Consider the following 22,779-nt stretch of genomic DNA (forward strand, 5'->3'; position numbering starts at 1 on the left):
CATCTGAGGGGTTTCTGCAGGAGCAAAATTTTACACGGTAAAGTGTTGTTAAATAGTCGAAATTTAATATTAGCAAGCTAGCGTAAAGAGAGCCCTTGATTCTGAAAAACCAAGGGCTCTTTACTACAACTGAATAGATTGTTAACCGCTAACGGGCATCAGCTTTGGTTGTCTCGGGGGTAGTGCTGGCCTTCTTTACGTACGTGTCGAGCCACGTATTCATCTCCCACAGCATGTGCATGATGGACTCGCGGGCAGTGTAGCCGTGAGCCTCAGCTGGCAATACCACGTAACGGACCGTTGCCCCGTTGCCTTTCAGTGCGTTATAAAAACGTTCTGTCTGGATGGGGAAAGTCCCTGAGTTGTTGTCTGCCTCGCCATGAATGAGCAGAATAGGCGTTTTAATTTTGTTGGCGTAGTTGAAGGGAGACATGGCGTTGTACACCTCCGGGGCTTCCCAGTAGGTGCGTTCCTCACCTTGGAAGCCAAACGGCGTGAGGGTACGGTTATACGCGCCGCTGCGGGCAATACCTGCCTTAAATAGGTTGCTGTGCGCTAACAAATTGGCCGTCATGAACGCGCCGTAGCTGTGGCCCATTACGGCTACCCGGTTAGGGTCGACTACACCCAGCCGCTTACCTTCGTCGATGGCTGCTTTAGCCGAGGAAGTGAGCTGTTCCACATAGGTATCATTCGGCTGCTTGGTGCCTTCGCCTACAATTGGAATGCTGGCACCCTGTAGCACCGCGTAGCCCTGTGTTACCCAGAACACGGGGGAACCCCAGTTCAGACGCGTGAAGGTGTAAGGTGAGCCCTTCACTTGGCCGGCGTCTTTTTTGTCCTTGAACTCTACTGGATAGGCCTCCATAAGCGTGGGTAGCGGGCCATCTTCCTTCTTATAATTCGGGGGCAGATAGAGGTTAGCCGTCAACTCCACGCCATCGGCCCGCTTGTACTTGAGCACCTGCTTCTGCAGATTGCCAAGGGTAGCGTAAGGGTTGGTAAACTTAGTAAGTGGGGTGGCCTTGATGCTGGGAGCATCACGCAGGAAATAGTTGGGGGCCTCCTGCGGCGACTCACGACGCGTTACGAAGATGTGCTTGCTGGCATCCAGAATGGTTACGGGCATCTCGTAGTACGGTGCTTCAGAGCGCCACCAACGGGTGCTTTTCTTCGTGCGTACGTTCAACTCGTCTACAAACGGCCGGTCACCCTCCGGTGAAGCTCCGGTGCCAATCATGTACACCACATCGGCGTTGGCGTCGGTGGTCAGTACGCGGCGGCCCTGCTCGTTGCGGCGTTGGAAAGGAGTGCCGGGGTCCGTGTACGTATCCTGCGACGACCGTTCGAACAGGGGCGTGAGGGAAGTTTTGGTTGCCAGGTCCAAGCTCCAGAGCGTCTCCTTACGGTCGGCCCAGCGGTAGCCCTCAATCAGCGCCAGCTTATCGGAGCCGCTCCAGTAAATGTTGTTGAAGCGCAGGGGCAACGAGGCCAGCTCCTGCGGCTGCCCATCAAACGGCGCACCTAATGCGAAGAGTTTGTCGCGCACCGAGGCCTCCTTTTTTGGGTCGCCACCGTCCTGCGCCTCTACCCAAAACAGCGTATTGGGGGCATCCTCGCGCCAGCTGATTTCCCGGGGGCCGGTCGGTACGGCATCAAAGCTGGTCGGTACGTTATCGGCCAAGGGCAGATTTATCAGCTCTTTCACCACCAGACCTTCCATGTTCAGCACATCAATGCGCTGGGGGAAGCTGGATACCGGCAGCGTGTAGGAATAGGGGCGGTGCCGGGTACGAACCAGCACGTATTTGCCACTGGGAGAAGGCAATGCCTGCTGAATGATGCCCGGCTGACCCAGCGGAGCCATGCGGCCATCCATTCCCACTTTTACCACCTGAGTAAGAGCGTAGAAGTCGAACAGCCGCTCATCTACCGGGTTTTTCAGCAGGTCCTGGTAGGTGCGGGAGGCAGCCGTGCGGCCCACGTTCTGCTGAATGGCCGGGCCGGTGGGAGCCGCCGTAGGGTTAGGGGCTTCGCCCCTGCCACCTACTACGGCACGGGCAACAATGGTTTTGCCATCGGAAACCCATTCATACGGCATGCCGAATATCCCGTTTAGAAACAGGTTGGGCACTAGCTTGGCGGTGGCCGAAGCTACATCCACCAGCCACAGCTCCACGTGGTTGTTAGTGGTATGGGTAAAAGCAATTTTGGTATTGTCCGGCGACCATTGCACGTCGCTGATGCGGGCATTGGCGGGGAGGCCCTGCACCAGCAGTTCCTTGCCTTCGGGCAGGCGCTGCAGCCGCAGAGTAGAAGCGTAGCTGACGCGGCTGGCCCCATTGGTGCGCGGGTTGATGCGCAGGCCGGCTAGGCGTGCTTCGGGCTGGCTCACGTCGGCAATGCTGGGCATGTCACGCACGTCCATCAGCAGCATCCATTGGCCGTTAGAGGCAAAGCTGACGCGGGGCGTCGGCGCGGCATCGGCCAAGGCAGCAATGGCACGGGGCGGTGTCTGGTAGGGCAGATCCTGAGCCGAAGCTAGGGTAAGCGCACCCGTGCACAAAGCCAGCGTGAGTCGAAGTATTTTCATAGAAAAAGGGTAAGCAAAAGATTACTACCTACAAAAGACGGTACAATCCGGCAAATTCGCTACTATTCTGCGTAACATGTTCATCGATAGTTGCGTAGCGTTCCGCTTGCCGGTGCCCCACGTTCATAGAAAAAGCCCCGCCGGGTGGCAGGGCTTTTCAATTAAAAATTAGAAAAGTGTAACTGCAGAGCAGCCGACTAGTGGTTGATGGGCACCTCAATCAGAATAAACTGCGCTACCGTTTCGCACTGAATCTGCACAGCATCAGTCTCCCAAATTCCCAGACTTTCCCGCTGTTTTACCTGCGTGCCATTAACTACAAGAATGCCTTCCAGCACAAACAGGAATACGCACTTATTCAGCGGGTTCAGGCGGTATTCCACTGTTTGCCCGGCATCGAACAGACCCAGGCTGAGGCGCGCATTCTGGTTGATCCAGCAGTGGGCTGTGCCTTCTTCATTGCTGACGATAGTGGTCAGTTGGTTGCGGCGCTTTTCGCGCGGAAAATGGCGGCGCTGGTAGCGAGGCGTCACGTTCTGGAGCTTAGGCTCCACCCAGATCTGCAGGAAATTCACCGGCTCGTCGCCGATATTGTACTCCTCGTGGCGCAGGCCACTGCCGGCACTCATAATCTGCACCCAATCCTGCGTCACCTCCTCGGAGTAGCCCAACGAGTCCTTGTGGTTCATGCGCCCGGCCAGCATCACCGAAATGATTTCCATGTTGGCGTGGGCATGCAGACCAAAACCACCGCCCACCTGCACAAAATCATCGTTGAACACTCTGAGCAGACCGAAACCGGCCCGCTCAGGATTTGCGTACGGGCCGAAGCTCAGGGAAAAATGGCTTTGCAGCCAACCAATATCTTTCAGGCCGCGAGCAGCGGCGGCAGTGTGACGGATAAGCATAGACTACGCTGGAAGGTGCTGGTGAAAAGTAAAATCGGCCAGGGCTTTGCGCTGGCGCGGGGCCTTTTCGCGGCTCAGAAACGGCTCTTCCAACTGAGTGGCATCCCCGATGTAGCCAAGGGCAATCATCACTACGGGCTGCAGGTCGTCGGGTAGCTGGAAAGCGGCCTGGGCTTTGGACCGATCAAAACCGCCCATGAAGTGGCCGTGCAGTCCCAGGGCCGTAGCCTCCAGAATGAGGTTGGCATTGGCCATGCCCAAGTCGTGCAGGGCGGCACCGTTGGGGGTGCCGTTATCATAGTGCGTTTTAGCCAGCGCCAAGATGAGCACGGGGGCGTGCTGAGCCCAAGGCTGATTACCGGGCAGCAGGCAGTCAACCATTTTGGCAAACGCCTCCTGATCGGCGTGGTGGGTGTAGATGTAGCGCCAGGGCTGCTCATTCATGGCACTAGGGGCCCACGAAGCTGCCTCAAATGCCTGCTGCAGCGTTTCGGGAGCTATGGGGTAGCTGGCAAAAGCGCGGGGGCTCCAGCGTTTGCGAATCGTTTCCTGAACGGGAAAGGAAGTGGGGGCGTGTTTCATAGAAGCATATAAACCATACTTCCCACCACTGGTTTGCCGAAGCGGGACAAGTGGCGGGAAGCAGGCAAGCAAACAGGTGTGTGTAAACGAAAGTAAAAACCTGCGCTGGTGCGTCAGTCGAAAATTCTGCGGAAGCTGTCTGGCGACCGGCCAACAGACCGCAAGCCAGCATGACAGCCGCCTCCGCCAGCACCCTACAGACTCATGGGAACTTCCATGAGCAGCAAGCGGGCGTTGGCCGAAGCCTGCACGCTGAAGCTACCGGTTTCCCAGACGCCCAGCCCGTCGCGCTGCTTCAGAGATTGGCCAGCCACGGCAACCTCGCCTTCCAGCACAAATACATACACGCCGTTACCGGGCTTCTTTACCTGATAATCGGCCGTGAAGCCAGCGTCGAAATCGGCTAGATGGAACCAAGCATCCTGGTGAATCCAGACGCCGGCATCGTCGGGGTTGGGCGACAGTACCTGCTGGAACTGGTTGTGGCGGTCTGCGGCCTGGAACGTTTGCTGATCATAGCGTGGGGGCACGTTGCGCTTGTTGGGAAACACCCAGATCTGCAGAAACTTCACGGGCTCGGAGGAACTGTGGTTTTTCTCGCTGTGGGCAATGCCCGTACCGGCACTCATCACCTGCACGTCGCTGCTACCGATGATGCCGTGGTTGCCCGCGTTATCTCTGTGCTCCAGCGTGCCGCTGAGCGGAATGCTGATGATTTCCATGTTGTCGTGCGGGTGCGCGCCAAAGCCTTTGCCCCCGGCCACGGTATCATCGTTGAGTACACGCAACACCCCAAAGTGCATCCGCTCGGGATTGGAATAGCCGGCGAAGCTGAAGGTGTGGTGAGAGTTGAGCCAGCCGTGGTTGGCATGGCCCCGGGAATCGGCAGTATGGAGGACGGTTTGCATGGTAGTCAGAGGAAGTGTAGTCGTTGATGATGTAAATATATGTACATACATCAATTACGCAAAGAAAAATTCCTGCTGTGCTATATTTCCTTTGCAAAACCGGGCGAGCAGGGCGGAATTTTCACAAATGGTCCATGCATTTCGTCAGCTGCCATAAGCTGAAAGCGCAGTTTTCGGTATCAAGTCACTGGTATGGGCTACTGAATAACCAGCCGCCGATTGCCTGCTATCCTGCCGTCGGGCATTTGCCACTGCAGCTGATACAAGCCTGTCGGTAGTCCTTGCAGGGCAATCTGGGGAGCTACCGGCATCTGGCGTACCACTTGGCCCAGCGCGTTAAGCAGGTGCAAAGAACCCTGGGCTGCTGCCGGGAACTGTACGCTTACAGTACCACTGGTGGGGTTCGGAAAAACCTGAAAAGCTGCTGCTGCAGGGGAAGCCGTGGCCAGTGGCCTGCACTGTATGGCTGCCATCAGGTAGCGCCACAACTCGGTATCAAAAGAGGAAACGGCTAGTCGGGGGCTGTCGGCTGAGTTACCTTGGCGCACCACTACCAGGCCCCGGCTGGGTACCACATAAATCTTCTGGTCGTTTTTGCCCAAGGCCGCGAACATATCGGCGGGGGCAGTAGGGGTAATGGCCCCGGGCAGTACCGTTTGCAGAGGACCGGGCAGCATGTAGGAACTCTGTCCGTTGAGCCACCACAGATAGCCGTAGCTGCGGTTGAAGCTTTGGGAAGGGGTAATCATCTGCCGGAAGTAGGCCGTGTCTGTAAGAATAGCCGTTCCGTTCCAGTTGCCCCGGGCCAAAGCCAGCAGGCCAAACCGCGCCATGTCACGGGCCCGGCTGTAGTACACATCCTGAACCCACAGGCCCTGCATGCCGATGCGGGTAGCCAGCCGTTGGTTGGTATACTGGTTGAGTGTAAGGCCGCTGGCCCGCGTTAGAACGGTTTGCAGCTGGCGGTAGGCTCCTGTGTGGTAAGCCCAGCGCGTGCCGGCATCGGTGCGGTACAGCAGGCATGTAGCGGTGCTGTTCTCATTGTCGCATGGAGCAGGGGGCGTATCGTCGAGGCCGGAGATCATGGTCAGCAGGTGGCGCAGGGTAACCAGCCGCTCCTTGCTGGCCGGGGCCACTGACCAGCCACGCCCCAGAAACCGGTTGACGCTGTCTTGGAGCGTGAGCAGGCCATCCTGACGGGCCACACCCGTCAGTACTGCCGTGAGCGACTTACCCGCCGAAGCCCAGTACCAGACGGAATCCTGGGTGAACGTGCCGTAATACCGCTCCACCACCATTCGCCCATCCTTCAGCACGATGAACGATTTAGTACCCTTGCGCCCCAGAAAGTTCAGCAAAGAATCAAGTTGCTGCTGGCACCAGCCCAGGCTTTGGGGCGAAGCAGTAGCCCACGCGCCCGCCGAGGCCGGAACTGGGGGGAAGAACAGTGGGTTCTGCTGGGCCCGCGCCGGAGCAGCGGATAACAGTAAAAGCAGAAGAAAAAGGCGTAGTAGGTGTCTCATAAGCAAAAAGAGTAGGTAGTCTACTTCGACAGGATATAGCCGGCCAGGTTTACTGCCGGGTTGCCGGATATTTGCAGAGGTATTGGTTGGGTGCTTGCCCCGCATTTTCTGGAGGCAGCATACTCTCCATCCCCTAATTTCATGCTAAAATTTCCTGCTGCCCCTGTTGTTTCGCGTATGGCCCCCACGCCCAGCGGTTTCCTGCATCTGGGCAACGCCGTCAACTTCACGCTTACGTGGCTGCTCACGCGCCGAGCCCACGGCATACTGCACCTGCGCATAGATGACCTGGACCGCGCCCGGTTTCGGCCGACATACCTGGAGAATATCTTCCGTACCCTCGATTGGCTAGGGCTTGATTATGACCACGGCCCCACCGGCCCCGAGGATTTTGAGCACAGCTTCTCCCAGCAGTACCGTCTGCCCGAGTACGAAGCCGTGCTACAGGCGGCCCACGCAGCGCATCCGGAGTTGTTTTATGCCTGCCACTGCTCCCGCACCGAGCTGGCCCGCCAGGTGCTGCCGGCCGGCCGTTACGCGGGCACCTGCCGGCCGGCCGGACTACCATTTGCGGCGGCGGATACGGCCTGGCGGGCAGCTGTACCAGCCGGAGCCAACGCCGCTTTTTCTGACCTGGCCCAAGGCGACATGCGGATATGGGTAGCGCAGGACCCAGGAGACTTTGTAGTGCGCAAAAAGGACGGGGTAGCCGCGTACCAGGTGGCTTCCGTGGTGGATGATGTGCGGCTGGGCGTGAACCTCATTGTGCGCGGCCTGGATTTGTTAACCAGTACCGCGGCCCAGATTTGGCTGGCCCCATATCTATCGGAACAGGGGGGCTTTACCCAAACCCGGTTTTTACATCATGATTTGCTGCGGGATGAGGACGGGCATAAGCTTTCTAAATCAACCCAGGCCGGGACGCAACGCGGCATCTTGGAGGAAGCTGCCACGCCGCAGGTAGTGTACCAGGCCGTAGCGCGGCTACTCGGGTTGCCACTGGCGGCCGGTGAGTCGTTGGAAGGGTTGCAGAATGTAATTGCAGGCGGCATATAAAAGAGAAAGCCCTCTGCGGAAGGCAGAGGGCTTTCTGGAAATTCGCTGTAATTACTGCATTAGTTGCGGGTTATCAGCGTATTGGTTTGCAGTTCAGAGCTGGGAATCGGCCAGATGTAGCGGGGATCAGTAGACGGAATGGCATTTATCGTGCCCTTAGCAGCAATGGTGCGTAGAAGACGCATATCATCGTTGTTGCGCAATCCCTCACCCAGGAATTCCAGTCGACGCTCCAGCAGAATGGCATCAATGATGGAGAAAGTGCCAGTGAAGCTAGCCGCCGTGTAGGCATCCGAGCCCGAGCGGGTGCGCACGGCGTTGAGTAGCTCTAAAGCACGAGCGTTAGTAACACCTTGACTACGCGCCAAGCCTTCCGAGAGATTCAGCAGCACCTCTGCATACCGGATTACCGGGGCTGCATCAGTGTAGGGAACTGCGGCTTGCGTACCGGTTGTGTACTTGCGCAGGTAGGGAGACGCCGGAGTGCCAGACCGCACTAATAACGTAGTTAGGCGGGCATCAGTGGCTTTGAAATTAGGACTAGCAATAACTCCTTCTGGGTTCAAGTTGTACTCCTGGCCTCCCTGTGGATTGGGTAAGAAATAGAACGCCAGTTGGTTCTGTACACCGGCTGGGTCTTGGGCAGTGAATGGGAACGCCAAGATCATTTCAGTTCCAGCTGGTGCTGGAGCGAATACCGCGGCAAGGCTGGGGTTCAACTCGTGTGCAACGCCCGTAGGAGCTCTGAAGGGAGCAGCCGTTGGAACCATCTTACCAGCCTCCGTTACTACATCAGCGTAACGGCCCATACTCAGCAGTACGCGGGTCTTTAACGCAATAGCTGTGTTGCGGTGAGCCCGGAATACGTTGCCGGCGGAGTTTGTAAGTGGTAGGTTGGTTTCTGCGAATTGCAGATCCGTCAGGATTTGGTCATACACCTGAGCTACCGTGCTGCGAGCTAGGTCATTGTTACCCAATTCTGTTTCAGCTTGTAGGCGTAAAGGCAGACCGGGTCTTGAGCCGTTACCATCAGCATAAGGCCGGGCATAATACTGCAACAGTGAATAGTACGCTAACGCCCGCAGCATGCGACCCTCGGCTACAAACGTAGTTGCGGTAGCCGGATAATCAGCTGGAAAAGGTGCAGCGGTGAATTTGGCAGAATTTGCGTCCATGCCCGCCAGAAACACATTAATCTGGTTTATGGCGGCGTAGCCAGCGCCCCACATGTTGATAACGTCATTCTGGGAAGATTCGGTGAGTATGTGCTGCCACACGCCGTCTCCAGTAACTTGGTTAGAGTTGCGGTGGAGGAAGTCATTTGCCCGGATGTCGCCGTATACCTGATAACGACCACCCAGGAAGGCACCAGCCTTCATGTAGTCATACATATTGTTCACCTGGCCCAGTATCCGGGAGGGGGTATCGAAAGCAACTTCGCTGGCGAGATCAGTTTTAGGCAGAACTTCAAGACGGTCTTCGCTGCAGGAGAAAGTGCCCAGTCCCAAGGAAACAGTAAGTCCGAGAGTCAGGAGGTAGTTGAAAGTCTTCATTGTAAACGAGAGAATTAAAAGCCGAGGTTAAGACCAACCGTGTAACTCCGGGCCTGGCCCACCGAGTTACGGTCAACACCGGCACCGGTGTTATTGCTGCCGTTAGTCGAAATCTCAGGGTCAATACCCGAGTAGTTGGTCAGCAGTGCAGCATTTTGTACTTGCACGTACAGGCGGGCACTTCCCACTCCCAGCTTATTGACCAGACCAGATGCGACGTTGTAGCCCAGCGATACGTTGCGCAGACGAGCAAAGTCCCCTTTTTCCACATTGGAGGACATGACAAGGGCCGAGCCGTTTGACACGTTATCCCCGTACACTACCCGAGGCCACTCAGCGTTACGGTTGGTTTCGGTCCAGCGGTCCTTGATGTCAGTGGCATTGTTCCAGAAGCGTTGATCGTGCAAGCCAGCTTTGGTACCGTTATAGATGTAGTTGCCACCAGAGAACTGAATGAATACACCCAAGTCAAAGCTCTTGTAACGGAAGGTGTTATCGAAACCACCATACCAAGTGGGTAGCGTGGGGCCATAGTACTGTCCGTCTGCCAGCTGCGAGGGAGCGGGAGTAGTCGTTGTACCATCCATCAGCGTCCAGCCCTGGCCCTGGTGGTTATACTGCACCACGGTCCCATCTGCTTTACGGATCATACGCCGGCCGTTTTCCGGGTTAACACCCAGAGACTGAACTGCTAGAATCTCGCCGACTGAGCCACCTACTCGGGTGAAGTTGACGGTTTCCAGGCCGGAAGTTGCCGTACCAATCCGTTGCCCTTCGGTAGCCAGCTTCGTTACCCGGTTTTTCAGGGTAGTGAGGTTGGCGTTGATAGACCAGGTAAAGTCAGCTTTATTTATAGCCGTTGCGCGCAGGTTAAATTCCACACCGGTGTTGCGCATTGAGCCAATGTTGGCGGCAATAGCGTTGTTAGGAATACCCTTGGAAGGAGACTGTGGTACGTCTAGGATCAGGCCGTCCACATCGTTCCGGTAATAGGCTACATCCCCTTGGATGCGGTCTTCAAACAAGCCAAAAGATAGACCTACGTCAGTCTTTTTGCTAGTTTCCCAGCTGAGGTCGGCATTACCGGCATTACTGAAGAAAAAGGTGTTGCTGGTCCCGTACAGACCAGGGCTATACAAGTCCCGTGTCGTGAAATCACCAATGCCTTGGTTGTTACCAACTTCGCCGTAGCTGCCAGTGAATTTCAGCAAGCTGATTGTGTTAAGGAAGGAGGAGTTTTTCCAGAATGCTTCTTCAGAGACAATATAGCCCAGCGAGGCACCGTAAAAGTTACCCCATTTCTCATTACCCCACGCCGAGTAACCGTCGCGACGAGCATTGAAGGTGGCGAGGTACTTGCGGTTGAAGTTATAGGTCGCCCGGCCGAAGTACGACATCAGGAAGTTCTCCCCCTGGAAGGAGCCAGAGTTGGCAATGTTAGAGTATCCGCCCTGGAAGGTTGTGAAGAACGGATCAGATACGCTGGTACGGTTAGCGCCCCAACGGTCAATTTGGGTGCTCTGGTATTCAGTGCCGGCCAGTATAGAGATGTTGTGCTTTTCGGCTAGCGTAACATCATACTGCGCGGTATTTTGCCAGTTCCAACGTTTGTTGGTACGGTAGAAGTTAAAGGCGCTACCTACGTTATAAGAGTCTCCCGCAATGGGTGAGGAGAAAGATTTGTCTTCAAAGGCTATGTTATAGATACCGTAGTTGGTACGTAAGTGCAAGCCTTTGACTGGTTCCAGATCGGCATATACGCTTCCCTGAATATCATTGCCTTCTGAAAGGAAATAGTTGTTTTCCAGGTCAACGAGCGGGTTGAAGAAGCCGGTTAGCAACGCCTGACCGTTGGGGTTAGCTACCGTGTATGAGGCCGGGTTAATGTTGGCTCCCGCACCGATGCCCGCGCCATTGATATTGTATGTGCCATCCGGGTTGCGGGGAGCTATGTTGGGTGGCAATACCAGGGGTGCGCGACCCAGACCAGCCGTGCCGAATGCGCCATCACCTACAGAACCGGAGTTTGGGGAGCCTGTACGGGCATTGGTATACGCAACGCGGGCCCCTACGCTCAGGCGCGAGAATACCTTATGATCGATGTTGAGACGAGCAGACGCACGCTTGAACGTGTTATTTTCCAGCATACCTTTCTGATCGGTATACCCAACAGACGTATAGTAGGTCGTTTTTTCCGTACCGCCGCTGAAGTTGAGCGTATTGGAAGAGGAGAAACCGGTGCGGTAAATGTAGTCGTACCAGCGCGTATCCACAATGTTCCCGCTAGCGTCCAATGTGGGCCTGAAGCCTTCGATGTTAGTGGCAGTTTGCGGAGAGCCAATAGCTACCCGGTTAGCGTTCAGGTTCCGAACCGCTTCATTCTTGATTTCCATGTAGTCAGTAGCGTTCAGCACGTCATACAGACGTACCGGATCATTCCAACCCACCCATGAATCAAGCGAAAGTTTACTCTGGCCACGACGGCCTTTTTTCGTGGTCACCACGATGACACCACCGGCAGCCCGGGAACCGTAGATAGCCGTTGCAGAAGCATCTTTCAGCACCTCCACGCTCTCGATATCAGCAGGGTTGATATTGCTGAGCGGGTTGTTTGGTACGCTGCCTACGGCCGAGCTGTTGCCGCTGAATGCCGGGATGCCGTCGATAACGTACAGTGGCGCGGAACTGAGCGTAATGGAGTTCACGCCCCGGATGCGTACCACCGGTGAGGCGTTCAGTACACCGTTTGGCGTAGTAATGTTCACACCGGCAGCCTGGCCTTGCAACGCTTGTTCAAAACTCTGAACGGGCTTGTTAGCAATCTGGGCGGCCGTTACCGTTGCAATAGAACCAGTCAGTTCACGCCGATTCTGGGCACTGCCATAACCTACTACTACTACTTCGCTCAGGGCTTTGGAGTCGGTAGCTAGTGCTGCGTTAATGGTGTTGGAATCACCGATGGGCTGCTCTACACTGATGTAGCCAACAGAAGAATACACAAGCGTACCGCCACCGGCCGGAGCTGACAACGTAAATGTACCATCGGAGTTAGTCGATACACCAGTCGTAGTACCTTTCACCAGTACTGTCACGCCGGGCAGTCCTTCCCCGCTGGTGCGGTCTGTCACCCGTCCTGAAATAGTTCGATTCTGGGCCTGTGCGGCAGTTCCGGCAAAGGCCAGTACCGCTATGGGAACAAGAAGTAAATTTTTTTTCATGCAACAAGCAGAGAGGTTAATGAAGGATGTTATGCCCTGCTGAATGCGACAATCATAAGCAGAACGTTAGCAATATGCGACGCGAATGTGTAAATACCTGTGTTTAATGAATTTTTAATCAAAAAATAGGTTTTTGGTTGTCATATAGTGAACGGATGATGTTGGAGGTGCAGGCGTTGTAGACGGCGCAGGCCTCTTTCAGCGCACTTCCTTCTTGAATTCCTCGGCCCAGTGGTCGGCCAGGCGGGTAGGCTCCGGCAGCTTGTATCCGCGCAGGCAGGCCAGGGTGAGGCGGGTGGCGGTGGCTTGGTCGCAGCGGTGGCCGGGACTCACGAACAGCGGATTGACCTTGTCCTTGCTGCGGATGACTTCGCCCAACAACTCACCCTGCTTATCGGTGAGCGGCGTGATGCTGCCTTTGGTCAGGGCCGGCTCCTGAAATGTGCCCGTGAGCTTCTGCTTGGCCACGCCGAAAGTGGGCACATCCAGCTCCACACCCAGGTGCGCGGCAATACCCATGCGGCGCGGATGGGCAATTCCGTGGCCATCCACCATAATGATGTCCGGCTGCTGCCGGAGCTTCTCATAGGCCATCAATAGGTTAGGAGCCTCACGGAAGGCCAACAGGCCCGGAATGTAGGGCAGCGTAACCGGGCTGACGTGGTATACTTTCTCTACCAGCTCCAGAGACGGAAAACGCAGCAGCACAAATACCGACAACACCGTCTCGGGGGTAGGGAAGGAGGAGTCGCAGCCAGCAATAAGCTGGGGCTCCTGAGGCAGCGGCTCCAGCCGGATGCGGGTCCGCAATTCGTCCTGCAGGCGGGTCAGGTCACGAACAACAACAGGGTCAGGAGCCGGGCCGGGGGGGCGGTAGTAAGCCATGGGTAGGGGAATGAGTGGAACCGAGTGTACTACGGCCGGGCCGGCCGGGTTGTAGAACCTGGGGCCGTCGGGCACGTTAGCCACTAAATCAACAGCTGTACATCTCATGGCCAAATCTGAACAACCAGCCCACACCGGTAGCGGCGCGTTCTTTGAGCGGCGTTATTGGATTGACGTGCAGCGGCCCCGCGGAACGGCTGCCGAGCTGCTGGACCATATTAAGTGCCACCTGCCCGAGTATTCACCGGATTTGCTGGCCGATTTCGAAAAAACCAAAGGCCAAGGCCATTGTCTGGCCGAAGGTGACGAGTTCGGAATTAAGATTCTGGGCCCCTGGAATGGCGACGTGCGCGTGACGAAAGTAGAGGCCGACCAGTTTGAGCTGACGACCCTGGAAAGCCACCCCGAAGCGGGGCGTATTTGCTTTTCGCTGCGGCCCCACGTCTCCCTGCCCGATACGCTGCGGTTCGAGATTCACTCCCGGGCCCGCTCCCGCGACGGATTGGTGGCCTTTACTTACGACACCTTGGGCTTGGGCAAACGAGTGCAGCAGCAAACCTGGGAAACCTTCTGCCAGCGCGTGGCGGAGCATAGCGGTGGGCTGCTGCTGGGCCCGGTACAGGTAGAAACCATCCGGCAGGACGATTCCGGAACTGAAGTGACCCACGATGCCTAAGCCGCCACCGCTCTACGAACTGCAGAAACGCCGCCTCGATTCCTATTCCCAGGCGGGCTATAATTTCGACCCGGACCGGGCCGACGATTACACCACTGCCAACGGCTGGCGGGTTGACGACTACGAAACCGAGCTACCCGCTGAAGCTGCCGGTCCGGCCGAAGCGCACGGCTCCTGGGCCGCCGCCCGCGAGGTACTGCGTAATTACACCTTCCCACCACCCGGCCTCATCACGGGTATTTTTTTGCCCGACCAGCCCCTGGACAAGCGCGTGATGGTGCTGCGGGGGCAGTTTCTGCTGTTTACTTTCTGGTTTGGTGTGCGCATCGGAGGCGTGACGGACGAAACCCGTACCCTGCCCGACGGCTCCCGTGAGCAGGTATGGGGCTATAACTACCGTACGCTGGAAGGCCATTTCGAGCGGGGCCAGATTGAGTTTATGGTCCACAAAAACCTCACTACGGGGCGCATATGGTTTCATATTCACGCCTACTCTCAGACGGGCCGCATCAGCAACCCGTTCTACTGGCTGGGTTTTAAGCTATTCGGCCGGATGCTGCAGAAGCGGTTCTCCAATGAGTCGGTGAGGCGGTTGCGGGAGCAGGTAGAGGAAATGCTGCGCAACGGCTGGACGACCCCCGACGCCCAAGAAGCTCCGCCGGTACAAGCAGTTTCCTCGGAAGCAGGGGCTCAGGAGCAATTGCATAAGAATTAAGTAGCCTGATAAAACCCGAAGCCTCGTACGAGGCTTCGGGTTTTATCAGCAACGTGCCAGCAGCTCGTTACGCTTCGTGGGCTGGCTCGCCGCCATGAATCATGTCGGAGGTAATGCCGGGCTCGTGGGTGACTTCGGCCCGGAACACGCCGAAGATGTGTGCCACTATGAAAGCCAGCACCACGTACATCGACACCTCGTGGACTTCCTTGCACAGATGCTCGATGGAGCGGAAATAATCTTCAAATACCAAGATCAGCCCCGTAACGACCATCACGGCCAGCACCACATAAAAACCCCGGTACATATACCGTACAAAGATGCCTTTGTGGGCTTCCTCGTCGCCTTGGGCGGCACGGGTTTTCAGAGCAGCCAGCTTGGCGGCCGTGCGCTGACTGCCACGCTGCCGGAAGCTTACCAACACCCGGTAAGCCAGCAGTACCGAAAGCAGAATGCCAATCCAAATGTGCCAGTCCCAGATGCGGTGCGCCACAATGCGCGTAAGGCCGCGTAATTGGTCGGGAGCCATGGTCACGCCTTTGTCAGCCAGGGCTTTGCTGAACTCGGGAGCCAGGCTCTTGACCTTCAAAATGACAAACAGGAACAGAATGGTAACGAGCTGGCTGAGCACTAGGGCCGAGTTGGCCCAGTGCCAGATGCGCAGTCCCAGGGAGTTGCGCTTTGGGCCGCCGGTAACGGGTGCCGGAGTGGTGTGCGGATAAGGCATCAGGAAAAAAAGAGGGGAGAGGTTGAAGAGGTAAGGTACAGCCCCGCTGCGAAGATTGCCACGCCTGCCCGCAGGTTTCTCCAGCCGCAGGGGAAAACAATAGCGCGCTGAAACCGTTTCTATGGTTCGTGCTGAATCGTTCAGTCTTCTCTACAACCAACCTCCTCTCATGTCAGCAGCAAAAGGATACGCCGCTCAGGCGGCCCACGCCCCTCTCACTCCCTTTAATTTTGAACGCCGCGAAGTAGGCCCGCACGATGTGCGCATTGAAATTCTGTTCTGTGGGGTCTGCCACTCCGATGTGCATCAGGTGCGCGACGAGTGGGGTGGCTCTATCTTTCCCATGGTACCCGGCCACGAAATTGTGGGCCGCGTAACCGAAGTCGGGGCTCACGTACAGGGCTTCAAAGCCGGTGACCTGGCCGGCGTCGGCTGCATGGTGGACTCCTGCCAGCACTGCGCCGAATGCAACGACGGCCTAGAGCAGTATTGCGACAATGGCTTCGTGGGTACGTACAACGCCAAAGGCAAAGATGGCCAGCCTACCTATGGCGGCTATTCCAACAGCATTGTGGTAACGGAGAAATTCGTGCTGCACGTTTCTGAAAAGCTGGACCTGGCCCGCGTAGCACCGCTGCTGTGCGCCGGTATCACCACCTGGTCGCCGCTGCGCCAGTGGAACGCCAAGCAGGGCGACCGGGTAGCCGTAATGGGCCTAGGCGGCCTGGGCCACATGGCGGTGAAATTCGCCGCTGCCATGGGCTGCGAAGTAACCGTGCTCAGCACCTCGCCTTCTAAGGAAGAAGATGCCAAAGCCCTGGGTGCCCACAAATTCGTGGTGACCAAGGACCCTGAGGCCATGAAAGGCATCAGCAACTATTTTGACCTGATCATCAACACCGTGTCGGCCCCGATGGACCTGACGCCCTATGTAGCAAGCTTGCGCCTCGATGGCACGATGGTACTGCTGGGCGTACCGCCGGAAGCGCCGCAACTGCACGCCTTCAACCTCATTGCCAAGCGCCGCCGCATTGCCGGCTCGCTGATTGGCGGCATCCAGGAAACCCAGGAAATGCTGGATTTCTGCGCCGAGCACAACGTGATGAGCGATGTAGAAATCATCCGAATGGACTACATCAACGAAGCGTACGAGCGGATGATGAAGTCTGACGTGAAGTACCGCTTCGTGCTCGATCTGGCCACGATTTAACTGTTATTACCGAACACAAAAGCCTGTTATCCTGAGCGGAGCGAAGGACCTTATTGCGGTAGAACGACACTCGTAACAACGACTCGTTCAGACTTCATAAGGTCCTCGCTCCGCTCAGAATGACAGGCTTTTTTGTGTGTGCATGACTCACTCCTTTTCCACCGGGTACTGAAACTCACCTTCCAGCGTAAAGCGGCGGCCCCCCCGGCCGGCTTCGCACACCTGGCAACGGTAGGTGCCGCGCAGCCAGTGCCGCGAGGCATCTACGCCCGTGATAACAACGGTGCCAGTGTTCTGGCCGCAGGATTTAGAGTAAGCCGCCACCTTGCCAAAGCGGTAGGACGCGTCCCGGTTGCGCCCGCTCAGAATTTCCTGGAAGCTGTAGCTGCCCGCCTGAATGGGAAACCGGTCGATGATGATGGTCAGCCCTTCGCCGTCAGGGTCGTCGGCCCGCACCACGTTCAGACGCAGAGCGCGGTCCTCGCTCAGGAAGAAGCGGGAGCTGATGGTATCCGCTTTTACGGCTTCTCCATTGATGCGCATCGTAAGCTGGCGGGCCGTATCGGGAACCGGACGGGGATGCTTGGGAACCAGGCTCAGCAGCGGCAGAAGCAGGAGAGGAAGCAGACGTTTCATAGGCGGAGCAAAGCAAGAACCAGCCCAGAAGATAAGGGAAAGCCCTGTTTCTCTCAACTGTCATTCCGAGCGAAACGCAGGAATGATACTCTTTGGTAACAACTTCTTAGCTGCTTATTCCAGCGTACGGCCTGGATACTGCTCCAGCGCCGCTGCCAGGCAGTCCATGGCTTTACCGATGACTTCCTGGTTGACGACGTAGGCCAGGCGCACCTGCTGGCGGCCCAGCCCCGGCGTGGCGTAGAAGCCAGAGGCCGGGGAAATCATCAGCGTCTGGCCGTGGTGACTGAAGCTTTCGAGCAGCCACTGCGCAAACCGGTCGGCGTCATCTACGGGCAAATGGGCAATGACGTAGAAGGCCCCGCTGGGTGTGGGCACCTGTACGCCGGGCATGGCCCGCATACGGCGCAGCATCAGGTCACGGCGGGCCAGGTACTCGGCTTTGGTGTGGTCGAAGTAGGTTTCGGGCAGGTCGGCGGCGGCTTCGGCCAGCAGCTGCCCCAGGCCGGGCGGACTCACCCGCAGTTGCGCCAGCTTGAAAAACACGTCACGCAGAGCACGGTTTTTGGTCACGATGGCCCCAATGCGGGCGCCGCAGGCACTGTAGCGCTTCGAGATGGTGTCGAGCAGCACAATGTGGTCGTCGGCTCCCTGCAGGTGCAGGGCGCTGGTGTACTCCGCGTCGTAGCAGAATTCCCGATAGGCCTCGTCAGAAAGCAGGTAGAGGTTGTGGCGCAGACACAGGTCCTTGAGCTGCTCCATTTCCGCCCGACTGTACACGTAGCCGGTAGGGTTGTTGGGACTGCAGATCAGAATGGCTTTGGTGCGGGGCGTAATCCTGCGTTCAAAATCTGTAATAGGCGGCAAAGCAAAATTGTCCTCCAGGCGCGCTGTAACGGCCACTACGTGGGTGCCCGTGGCGACGGCAAAAGCCGCGTATGGACCATAAAAGGGCTCCGGCACAATGAACTCGTCGCCGGGGTCAAGGCAGCCCAACAAGGCAAACGAAATGGCCTCGCTGCCCCCGGTGGTTACCAGCACATCCTCAGGCACTACCGGCAGCCCCAGACGCTGGTAGTACTCGGCCAGCTTGTGACGGTAGCTCAGGTAGCCGGCCGTGGGGCTGTATTCCAGCACCTCAATGCTGGCCTGCTGTACCGCCGCCAGCATGGCCGGGGGCGTTTCGATATCGGGTTGGCCGATGTTGAGGGGATGCACGATGAGGCCGCGCTGGCGGGCGGCATCGGCGTAAGGTGTGAGTTTGCGGTACGGAGAAGCAGGCAAAGCCACCCCGCGCTGAGAAAGTTGCAGCATGGGTTTAAAGATAGGTCGGCGACTGTAGAAACCTAGTATAAAACCCCGAAAAGGCACTCCCGGATGCGCTGCCGACAACCTCTCCGCCTGCCTGGTGGTTTACGCTCGTATGCTGACTCCCAACCAACCCGAAGTGTGGCTGCGTGGCCCGTTACCCGCTCTGTCACCGTTGCTGCAGCCCCTGGCCCACGCGCTGCTGCAGGCGCGGGAAGAGCTGACGGCCGCGCTACACGACTTTCCCGATGAGCTGCTGGCCGCCCGCCCGGCCGGGGTGGCTTCCGTGGGCTTTCACCTGCGCCACCTGAGCGGAGTGCTGGACCGGATGCAGACCTACGCCCGCCACGAGCCGCTCAGCGCGGAGCAGTTTGCGTACCTGGCCGCCGAAAAAGAGGGACTGATGCCGCCCCAGACCACGGCAGAGCTGCTGCAAGCTTTTTCCGAAGCCGTGGATGCCATGCTCCAGACCCTGCGCGCCACGCCCGAGGCAGTGCTGCCGGAGTTTCGGCCGGTAGGGCGGGCGGGGCTGCCCAGTACCGTAATGGGCCTGCTGACCCATGCCGCCGAGCATACTACGCGCCACACCGGTCAGCTTCTGGTAACGGCTCGGGTGGCGCGGGCCGGCATCCGGTAAAGGCACGCTGCTTATCGGTTGGCAGTGGGCTTGAGCACGGCTTTCTGCTTATATACTTTAATGTAGTCGATGACAAGCGTGCTTTGCCGTTGATCGGGCAGGCCGGGCCATAGGCCAGGAGTGGCGTAGTTCGTCACGGCTTGGTTGGCAATGATATCAGTCGGAGCCGCGTAGGTGGGAATTTCCGCAGCTGGCACCGTTCTGAGCCACTTCCGGTCCAGGTAATAAGTAACTGCTTCCGCCGTCCAGATAACGGAAAACGTATGGAAGCCCTGGGTCAGATCTGGGGTACCGGGGTAGCGGTAATGAAATTCCTTGGCCCGGTACGGCTCGGTGGAAGAGCTGAAGTGAATGTTGTTGGATACCTCGCGTGGGTCGCCGCCTTCAAAAATGTCGATTTCGGTGGGGCCACTCGAAAGCCAGAATGCGGGCCAGGTACCCAGGCCGCCGCCCAGCTTACACCGGATTTCAAATAACCCGTACTGAAACCCCCGGTTACCTTCCCAGCGGGCGGTATCGCCTAGGGCGGGGTTGGGCCGGAAGGTAGGTTTGAGGTTAATCCAGCCCGACTCATAGTGCAACAGCTTCATGGTGTCGCGGCCATCTATGGAGTATCGGTATTCCATCGGCTCAGCCAGCGGGCGGGCCGTCAGGTGCAGGTTGCCGTCGTGCAGTTCCGCATTGCGACGGTCGTAGTATTCATCCTCAATTTTATTGCCCACCAAGGTTCGGTAGTTGTCGGGCGTAAACTGCCAGGGCGAGCGGGCCTCCATATCGGCTATGTCCCGGTAAGTATCGAAATCATCCAGGAACACCAGCTGCCAGTCGCGGTAACGCAACGGCTTCTGGGCCTGCGCCGATGGCTGAACAGTCTGGAACAGGATAAACAGGGCAAGCAGCTTCTTCATAAGGCGAATAAGGAACTACCTGCTCTAACGCGCGACAAGGCAGAAAAGGTACTAGTGGGTAGTTGTAAGCCCCATCAGGGATATAAGCGCATCATGCAGATCGGAGCAAAGCATGACGCGCTTTGGTCAGCAGCTTCTCCCAAATCAATATCTACGCCAACGGGCGGCCTCCTTGCCGGAAGCCGCCCGTTCTTAAATAAGGCGTATGCCCAGGTCGGTTAGTACATGGCGTCGATGCCCGACTTGTCGCCGGCAGAGAGACCAGTACGCTGGATGTTGAAGGTGGAGCCGTCCTTCTTAGTGATGGTGGGCTGGCCGTTGCTGGAGAAGGAGAACGAGCCGTACATCATGATGGAGCCGAAATCGAGCACGCCGTAGTCGGTGCCGCCGTAGCCCAGGGCCGAATACTTGGTGAAGTTGCCCTCGTAACCCGACTGAATGTTCTGAGTGAGGATGTTCACGTAGTTGTCCCGGTCGGTGCGGGTTTGCTCGTGGAACAGGCCCAGCGCGTGCCCGATTTCGTGGATGGTGTTGCCGGTGGTGCAGCCTGATGCCAGATTAATGTACTGCCGGCCGCCCACCATGCCGATGTTGGAGGAGCAGCCCGAGCCTACCCGGAACGTCACGTAGTTGCTCTGGGTGGTGCGCTGCACGAAGCGTACCGGGGAGTTGGCCTGCCAGTGGGAAATGGCGCTGGTCACGCGGCTCTGGCTGGGCAGCGCGGCATCAATAGTGTAATATACCACGGCCGAGGGCCAGCGGCCGGTGGTGCGGCCGGCACTGCTAGGGCGGTTCTGGCCCTCAGAAGCTGCTACCTGCTCGGCCGTCAGCAGAATGTCGCCTTCGTACACCTTCTCCCCGTTGATTTCCTGGTAGGTGATGGACTCCCCGCCCCAGGTACCGGCTTTGGCCGCACCCGTCTGGCCGGGGTAGGCTTCCTCGGCCTTGGCATCCTGGGCCTGCTCTACCTGCGCGGGCTGGGTTTCGTTTTCCTTGTTGCAACTTGCTAAGGAAATAGTACCAACGGTTGTCAGCAGGGCGAGGACGGAAAATGGTTGTTTGCGCATGTTGTGTAGGGTTTGGTTGTGGATAGCCGGATAACGTGCATCGGAAAAGAAATATTCTCTTAGGGTTTGAACAAAATTTTGGGATGAATATCGGCCATATCATTCGGAGCCGACGATGACTCATAAGTGGCCCTCAAAACCCTGCTCCAGAACATCGAGGCCAACGCCGCTGCCCTGGCCGCCAAGGGCCAGCAGCCCCAGGATACCCAGCAGCTCCAGGACCTTTACGATGCGCTGGTGGCCGATACCACCAGCCAGGGCAGCCAGATGAGCACCCAGAAGGGCAACACCGAGGAAAACCTGACGGTGCTCAACGCCCTCTACGAGCCCATGACCCACCTCTTCAGCGACGGCAAAGCCCTCTACGGCCGCTCCGATAAAGCCAAAGCCCAGGACTACACCTTCCGGCAGCTGCTGAAGCGCGTGCGCCGCGAACGAAAAGCCGAACCGGCGTAAGTCACTTGATTGAAAATGAAACAGGGCACCCGGTGGGTGCCCTGTTTTGTGTTGGGGGAAGTAACATCAGACCCACACACCCACACTTGCTCGGCTATGCCGGGTGAGGTCTACGCTTGAGGGGCTATGCCCCGAATCCGTCCGCTGCGCCTGTGTAGCCATGCGCAGTGCAGGCGCTAGGGCGTAGTCCTCACCCGGTATAGCCGAGCAAGTGCGGATGTACGGGGCATTATAGCCATGAAATAGGATTGTTTTTAAATTTTTCAGTTGCTATGCTTATGAAAGGATAAATATATTTTTTTGCTTTATAATAAAAAAATATCCCTGTCAGTAGAAATGGTATAATTATTAAGAGTGTTATTAAAAATTCTAAATCAATGTCTAAAATTGATATTTTAGATAATATTTTACTGATAAATTTGGTTGTTGGAAATTGGTATTTACATATGTATGTTATGAATGGGAATGCTACATAGGTTGTAATTGGTATTATAAATAATATATATAATAGTCTTTCATAGTATTTTCTATATGCGTCTCCCCAGTATGGATTTGTAAGTATAGCGTCGTTTTCTTCTTTTGATCCTTTTATCTTGAAATGAATACGAGCTATTTCTAGTGGTTTACTATTTTTTTCATCATTTGTTTCATACAATAGTCTGATTGCAATCATGTCTTCAGGCTCTACCAAATCTATATCAAACACCAGGGTATTAGTTTCTCGATAAAAAATAAAAACCGAATTAGAGAAACTATTTGATGAGTGAAATATTTCGCTTACATCATTTGATGTGTTATGTAGCTTTATGTCCTTGCTTATGTCAAGTGTTATGCGCTTTATAAAATCTTTGTCAGTAATAGAGGTTTTTGAATCATTTTGCATAAAAATAATACATTGATTAAGATTTTTTACTTTTTTATGTTTGTAATGTATTTCGATGTCTGGCAACTCCTTGTTGTACATAGGAGCTATATTTCTGTATGTATTCATTAGGACAGTAAATCCGAATCCTTTGAAATTTACCGTCAAGTATATTCCTAATAAGGCTAGTATGAACCCTGTAGCGGTGAGGAAATTAGTTGTATCAAAGTTTTCGAATATTCCTATGCTGTGGTTCATGGGTAATTTGCAGATGAATAATGTCTTCTCGTTTATTTCTGATAATAAACAAAACCCCGCGCTGGCCTTACAGCCAACGCGGGGTTCATTGTG

The 22,779-nt window shown here is 56.3% G+C and carries 20 protein-coding genes; 6 read left to right on the forward strand and 14 right to left on the reverse strand.

The genetic code is table 11. The annotated features are described in order from the left end of the window. Positions 1-148 precede the first annotated feature (148 nt). The 5 genes from HSW_RS04335 to HSW_RS04355 form a co-directional block, all read right to left on the reverse strand. A complete protein-coding gene (locus HSW_RS04335) occupies positions 149-2,593 on the reverse strand; it encodes an alpha/beta hydrolase family protein (RefSeq protein WP_044000965.1) in 2,445 nt (814 codons plus the stop codon). Between the two features lie 197 nt (positions 2,594-2,790). Beyond that, positions 2,791-3,501 (reverse strand): pirin family protein, encoded by a 711-nt coding sequence (locus tag HSW_RS04340; protein ID WP_044000966.1) that lies wholly within the window; start codon positions 3,499-3,501, stop codon positions 2,791-2,793. A 3-nt stretch (positions 3,502-3,504) separates the two neighbouring features. After that, positions 3,505-4,083 carry a nitroreductase family protein gene (locus HSW_RS04345; protein WP_044000967.1) on the reverse strand — a complete coding sequence of 193 codons (579 nt, stop codon included), beginning with the start codon at positions 4,081-4,083 and terminating at the stop codon, positions 3,505-3,507. A 194-nt stretch (positions 4,084-4,277) separates the two neighbouring features. After that, complete coding sequence (locus HSW_RS04350) at positions 4,278-4,991, reverse strand: pirin family protein (protein WP_044000968.1); 714 nt, start codon at positions 4,989-4,991, stop codon at positions 4,278-4,280. Positions 4,992-5,188: 197 nt separating this feature from the next. Further along, positions 5,189-6,514, reverse strand: coding sequence for a serine hydrolase (locus HSW_RS04355; protein ID WP_044000969.1), 1,326 nt, complete (start codon positions 6,512-6,514; stop codon positions 5,189-5,191). Positions 6,515-6,655: 141 nt separating this feature from the next. Between HSW_RS04355 and HSW_RS04360 the strand changes: the two genes are divergently transcribed. Beyond that, entirely contained in the window at positions 6,656-7,570 is a 915-nt protein-coding gene (locus HSW_RS04360) for a glutamate--tRNA ligase family protein (protein ID WP_044000970.1), read from the forward strand. A 59-nt stretch (positions 7,571-7,629) separates the two neighbouring features. Here the strand turns inward: HSW_RS04360 and HSW_RS04365 are convergent, their stop codons facing one another. The 3 genes from HSW_RS04365 to nfi form a co-directional block, all read right to left on the reverse strand. Continuing rightward, on the reverse strand, positions 7,630-9,123 hold the full coding sequence (locus tag HSW_RS04365; protein WP_044000971.1) for a RagB/SusD family nutrient uptake outer membrane protein: 1,494 nt from the start codon (positions 9,121-9,123) through the stop codon (positions 7,630-7,632). Between the two features lie 14 nt (positions 9,124-9,137). Next, the gene (locus HSW_RS04370; protein WP_044000972.1) at positions 9,138-12,341 is read right to left on the reverse strand and encodes a SusC/RagA family TonB-linked outer membrane protein; all 3,204 of its coding nucleotides are present in this window, start codon (positions 12,339-12,341) and stop codon (positions 9,138-9,140) included. 198 nt (positions 12,342-12,539) lie between these two features. After that, a complete protein-coding gene (gene nfi, locus HSW_RS04375; RefSeq protein ID WP_044004112.1) occupies positions 12,540-13,226 on the reverse strand; it encodes a deoxyribonuclease V in 687 nt (228 codons plus the stop codon). 106 nt (positions 13,227-13,332) lie between these two features. On the opposite strand from nfi, the gene HSW_RS04380 reads away from it, so the two are divergent. After that, entirely contained in the window at positions 13,333-13,902 is a 570-nt protein-coding gene (locus HSW_RS04380) for a DUF1990 family protein (RefSeq protein ID WP_044000973.1), read from the forward strand. Next, on the forward strand, positions 13,895-14,617 hold the full coding sequence (locus tag HSW_RS04385; protein ID WP_044000974.1) for a DUF1990 domain-containing protein: 723 nt from the start codon (positions 13,895-13,897) through the stop codon (positions 14,615-14,617). The genes HSW_RS04380 and HSW_RS04385 overlap by 8 nt, the downstream gene beginning before the upstream one ends. Before the next feature lie 67 nt (positions 14,618-14,684). Here the strand turns inward: HSW_RS04385 and HSW_RS22505 are convergent, their stop codons facing one another. Further along, the gene (locus HSW_RS22505) at positions 14,685-15,344 is read right to left on the reverse strand and encodes a cytochrome b/b6 domain-containing protein (protein ID WP_052346109.1); all 660 of its coding nucleotides are present in this window, start codon (positions 15,342-15,344) and stop codon (positions 14,685-14,687) included. Between the two features lie 169 nt (positions 15,345-15,513). On the opposite strand from HSW_RS22505, the gene HSW_RS04395 reads away from it, so the two are divergent. Then, positions 15,514-16,554, forward strand: a complete 1,041-nt coding sequence (locus tag HSW_RS04395; protein WP_044000975.1) for an NAD(P)-dependent alcohol dehydrogenase — start codon at positions 15,514-15,516, stop codon at positions 16,552-16,554. Positions 16,555-16,701: 147 nt separating this feature from the next. On the opposite strand, the gene HSW_RS04400 is transcribed toward HSW_RS04395, so the two are convergent. Together HSW_RS04400 and HSW_RS04405 are read right to left on the reverse strand one after the other, a co-directional pair. Next, a complete protein-coding gene (locus HSW_RS04400; RefSeq protein WP_044000976.1) occupies positions 16,702-17,190 on the reverse strand; it encodes a hypothetical protein in 489 nt (162 codons plus the stop codon). Positions 17,191-17,304: 114 nt separating this feature from the next. Continuing rightward, complete coding sequence (locus HSW_RS04405) at positions 17,305-18,504, reverse strand: pyridoxal phosphate-dependent aminotransferase (protein ID WP_044000977.1); 1,200 nt, start codon at positions 18,502-18,504, stop codon at positions 17,305-17,307. A gap of 109 nt (positions 18,505-18,613) precedes the next feature. On the opposite strand from HSW_RS04405, the gene HSW_RS04410 reads away from it, so the two are divergent. Next, the gene (locus HSW_RS04410; protein WP_044000978.1) at positions 18,614-19,135 is read left to right on the forward strand and encodes a DinB family protein; all 522 of its coding nucleotides are present in this window, start codon (positions 18,614-18,616) and stop codon (positions 19,133-19,135) included. Positions 19,136-19,146: 11 nt separating this feature from the next. On the opposite strand, the gene HSW_RS04415 is transcribed toward HSW_RS04410, so the two are convergent. Further along, positions 19,147-20,043, reverse strand: a complete 897-nt coding sequence (locus HSW_RS04415; protein ID WP_044000979.1) for a glycoside hydrolase family 16 protein — start codon at positions 20,041-20,043, stop codon at positions 19,147-19,149. A 218-nt stretch (positions 20,044-20,261) separates the two neighbouring features. Next, positions 20,262-21,110 carry a M12 family metallopeptidase gene (locus HSW_RS04420; protein ID WP_044000980.1) on the reverse strand — a complete coding sequence of 283 codons (849 nt, stop codon included), beginning with the start codon at positions 21,108-21,110 and terminating at the stop codon, positions 20,262-20,264. Positions 21,111-21,236: 126 nt separating this feature from the next. On the opposite strand from HSW_RS04420, the gene HSW_RS22510 reads away from it, so the two are divergent. Further along, the gene (locus HSW_RS22510) at positions 21,237-21,566 is read left to right on the forward strand and encodes a hypothetical protein (protein ID WP_052346110.1); all 330 of its coding nucleotides are present in this window, start codon (positions 21,237-21,239) and stop codon (positions 21,564-21,566) included. 229 nt (positions 21,567-21,795) lie between these two features. Here HSW_RS22510 and HSW_RS24095 read toward each other — a convergent pair whose 3' ends face one another. Further along, positions 21,796-22,686 carry a hypothetical protein gene (locus tag HSW_RS24095; RefSeq protein ID WP_155832818.1) on the reverse strand — a complete coding sequence of 297 codons (891 nt, stop codon included), beginning with the start codon at positions 22,684-22,686 and terminating at the stop codon, positions 21,796-21,798. Between the last annotated feature and the right edge of the window lie 93 nt (positions 22,687-22,779).

The sequence above is a fragment of the Hymenobacter swuensis DY53 genome (assembly GCF_000576555.1).
Lineage (GTDB): Bacteria > Bacteroidota > Bacteroidia > Cytophagales > Hymenobacteraceae > Hymenobacter > Hymenobacter swuensis.

Bases quoted from the DNA above. Each gene is read 5' to 3' on its own strand.
- HSW_RS04340 (WP_044000966.1), bottom strand. From the start codon at position 3,501: ATGCTTATCCGTCACACTGCCGCCGCTGCTCGCGGCCTGAAAGATATT.
- HSW_RS22505 (WP_052346109.1), bottom strand. From the start codon at position 15,344: ATGCCTTATCCGCACACCACTCCGGCACCCGTTACCGGCGGCCCAAAG.
- HSW_RS04355 (WP_044000969.1), bottom strand. From the start codon at position 6,514: ATGAGACACCTACTACGCCTTTTTCTTCTGCTTTTACTGTTATCCGCT.
- HSW_RS04350 (WP_044000968.1), bottom strand. From the start codon at position 4,991: ATGCAAACCGTCCTCCATACTGCCGATTCCCGGGGCCATGCCAACCAC.
- HSW_RS04385 (WP_044000974.1), top strand. From the start codon at position 13,895: ATGCCTAAGCCGCCACCGCTCTACGAACTGCAGAAACGCCGCCTCGAT.
- HSW_RS04400 (WP_044000976.1), bottom strand. From the start codon at position 17,190: ATGAAACGTCTGCTTCCTCTCCTGCTTCTGCCGCTGCTGAGCCTGGTT.
- HSW_RS04395 (WP_044000975.1), top strand. From the start codon at position 15,514: ATGTCAGCAGCAAAAGGATACGCCGCTCAGGCGGCCCACGCCCCTCTC.
- HSW_RS04380 (WP_044000973.1), top strand. From the start codon at position 13,333: ATGGCCAAATCTGAACAACCAGCCCACACCGGTAGCGGCGCGTTCTTT.
- HSW_RS04360 (WP_044000970.1), top strand. From the start codon at position 6,656: ATGCTAAAATTTCCTGCTGCCCCTGTTGTTTCGCGTATGGCCCCCACG.
- HSW_RS04415 (WP_044000979.1), bottom strand. From the start codon at position 20,043: ATGAAGAAGCTGCTTGCCCTGTTTATCCTGTTCCAGACTGTTCAGCCA.
- HSW_RS04420 (WP_044000980.1), bottom strand. From the start codon at position 21,110: ATGCGCAAACAACCATTTTCCGTCCTCGCCCTGCTGACAACCGTTGGT.
- HSW_RS04345 (WP_044000967.1), bottom strand. From the start codon at position 4,083: ATGAAACACGCCCCCACTTCCTTTCCCGTTCAGGAAACGATTCGCAAA.
- HSW_RS04410 (WP_044000978.1), top strand. From the start codon at position 18,614: ATGCTGACTCCCAACCAACCCGAAGTGTGGCTGCGTGGCCCGTTACCC.
- HSW_RS04405 (WP_044000977.1), bottom strand. From the start codon at position 18,504: ATGCTGCAACTTTCTCAGCGCGGGGTGGCTTTGCCTGCTTCTCCGTAC.
- HSW_RS04365 (WP_044000971.1), bottom strand. From the start codon at position 9,123: ATGAAGACTTTCAACTACCTCCTGACTCTCGGACTTACTGTTTCCTTG.
- HSW_RS04370 (WP_044000972.1), bottom strand. From the start codon at position 12,341: ATGAAAAAAAATTTACTTCTTGTTCCCATAGCGGTACTGGCCTTTGCC.
- HSW_RS04335 (WP_044000965.1), bottom strand. From the start codon at position 2,593: ATGAAAATACTTCGACTCACGCTGGCTTTGTGCACGGGTGCGCTTACC.
- HSW_RS24095 (WP_155832818.1), bottom strand. From the start codon at position 22,686: ATGAACCACAGCATAGGAATATTCGAAAACTTTGATACAACTAATTTC.
- nfi (WP_044004112.1), bottom strand. From the start codon at position 13,226: ATGGCTTACTACCGCCCCCCCGGCCCGGCTCCTGACCCTGTTGTTGTT.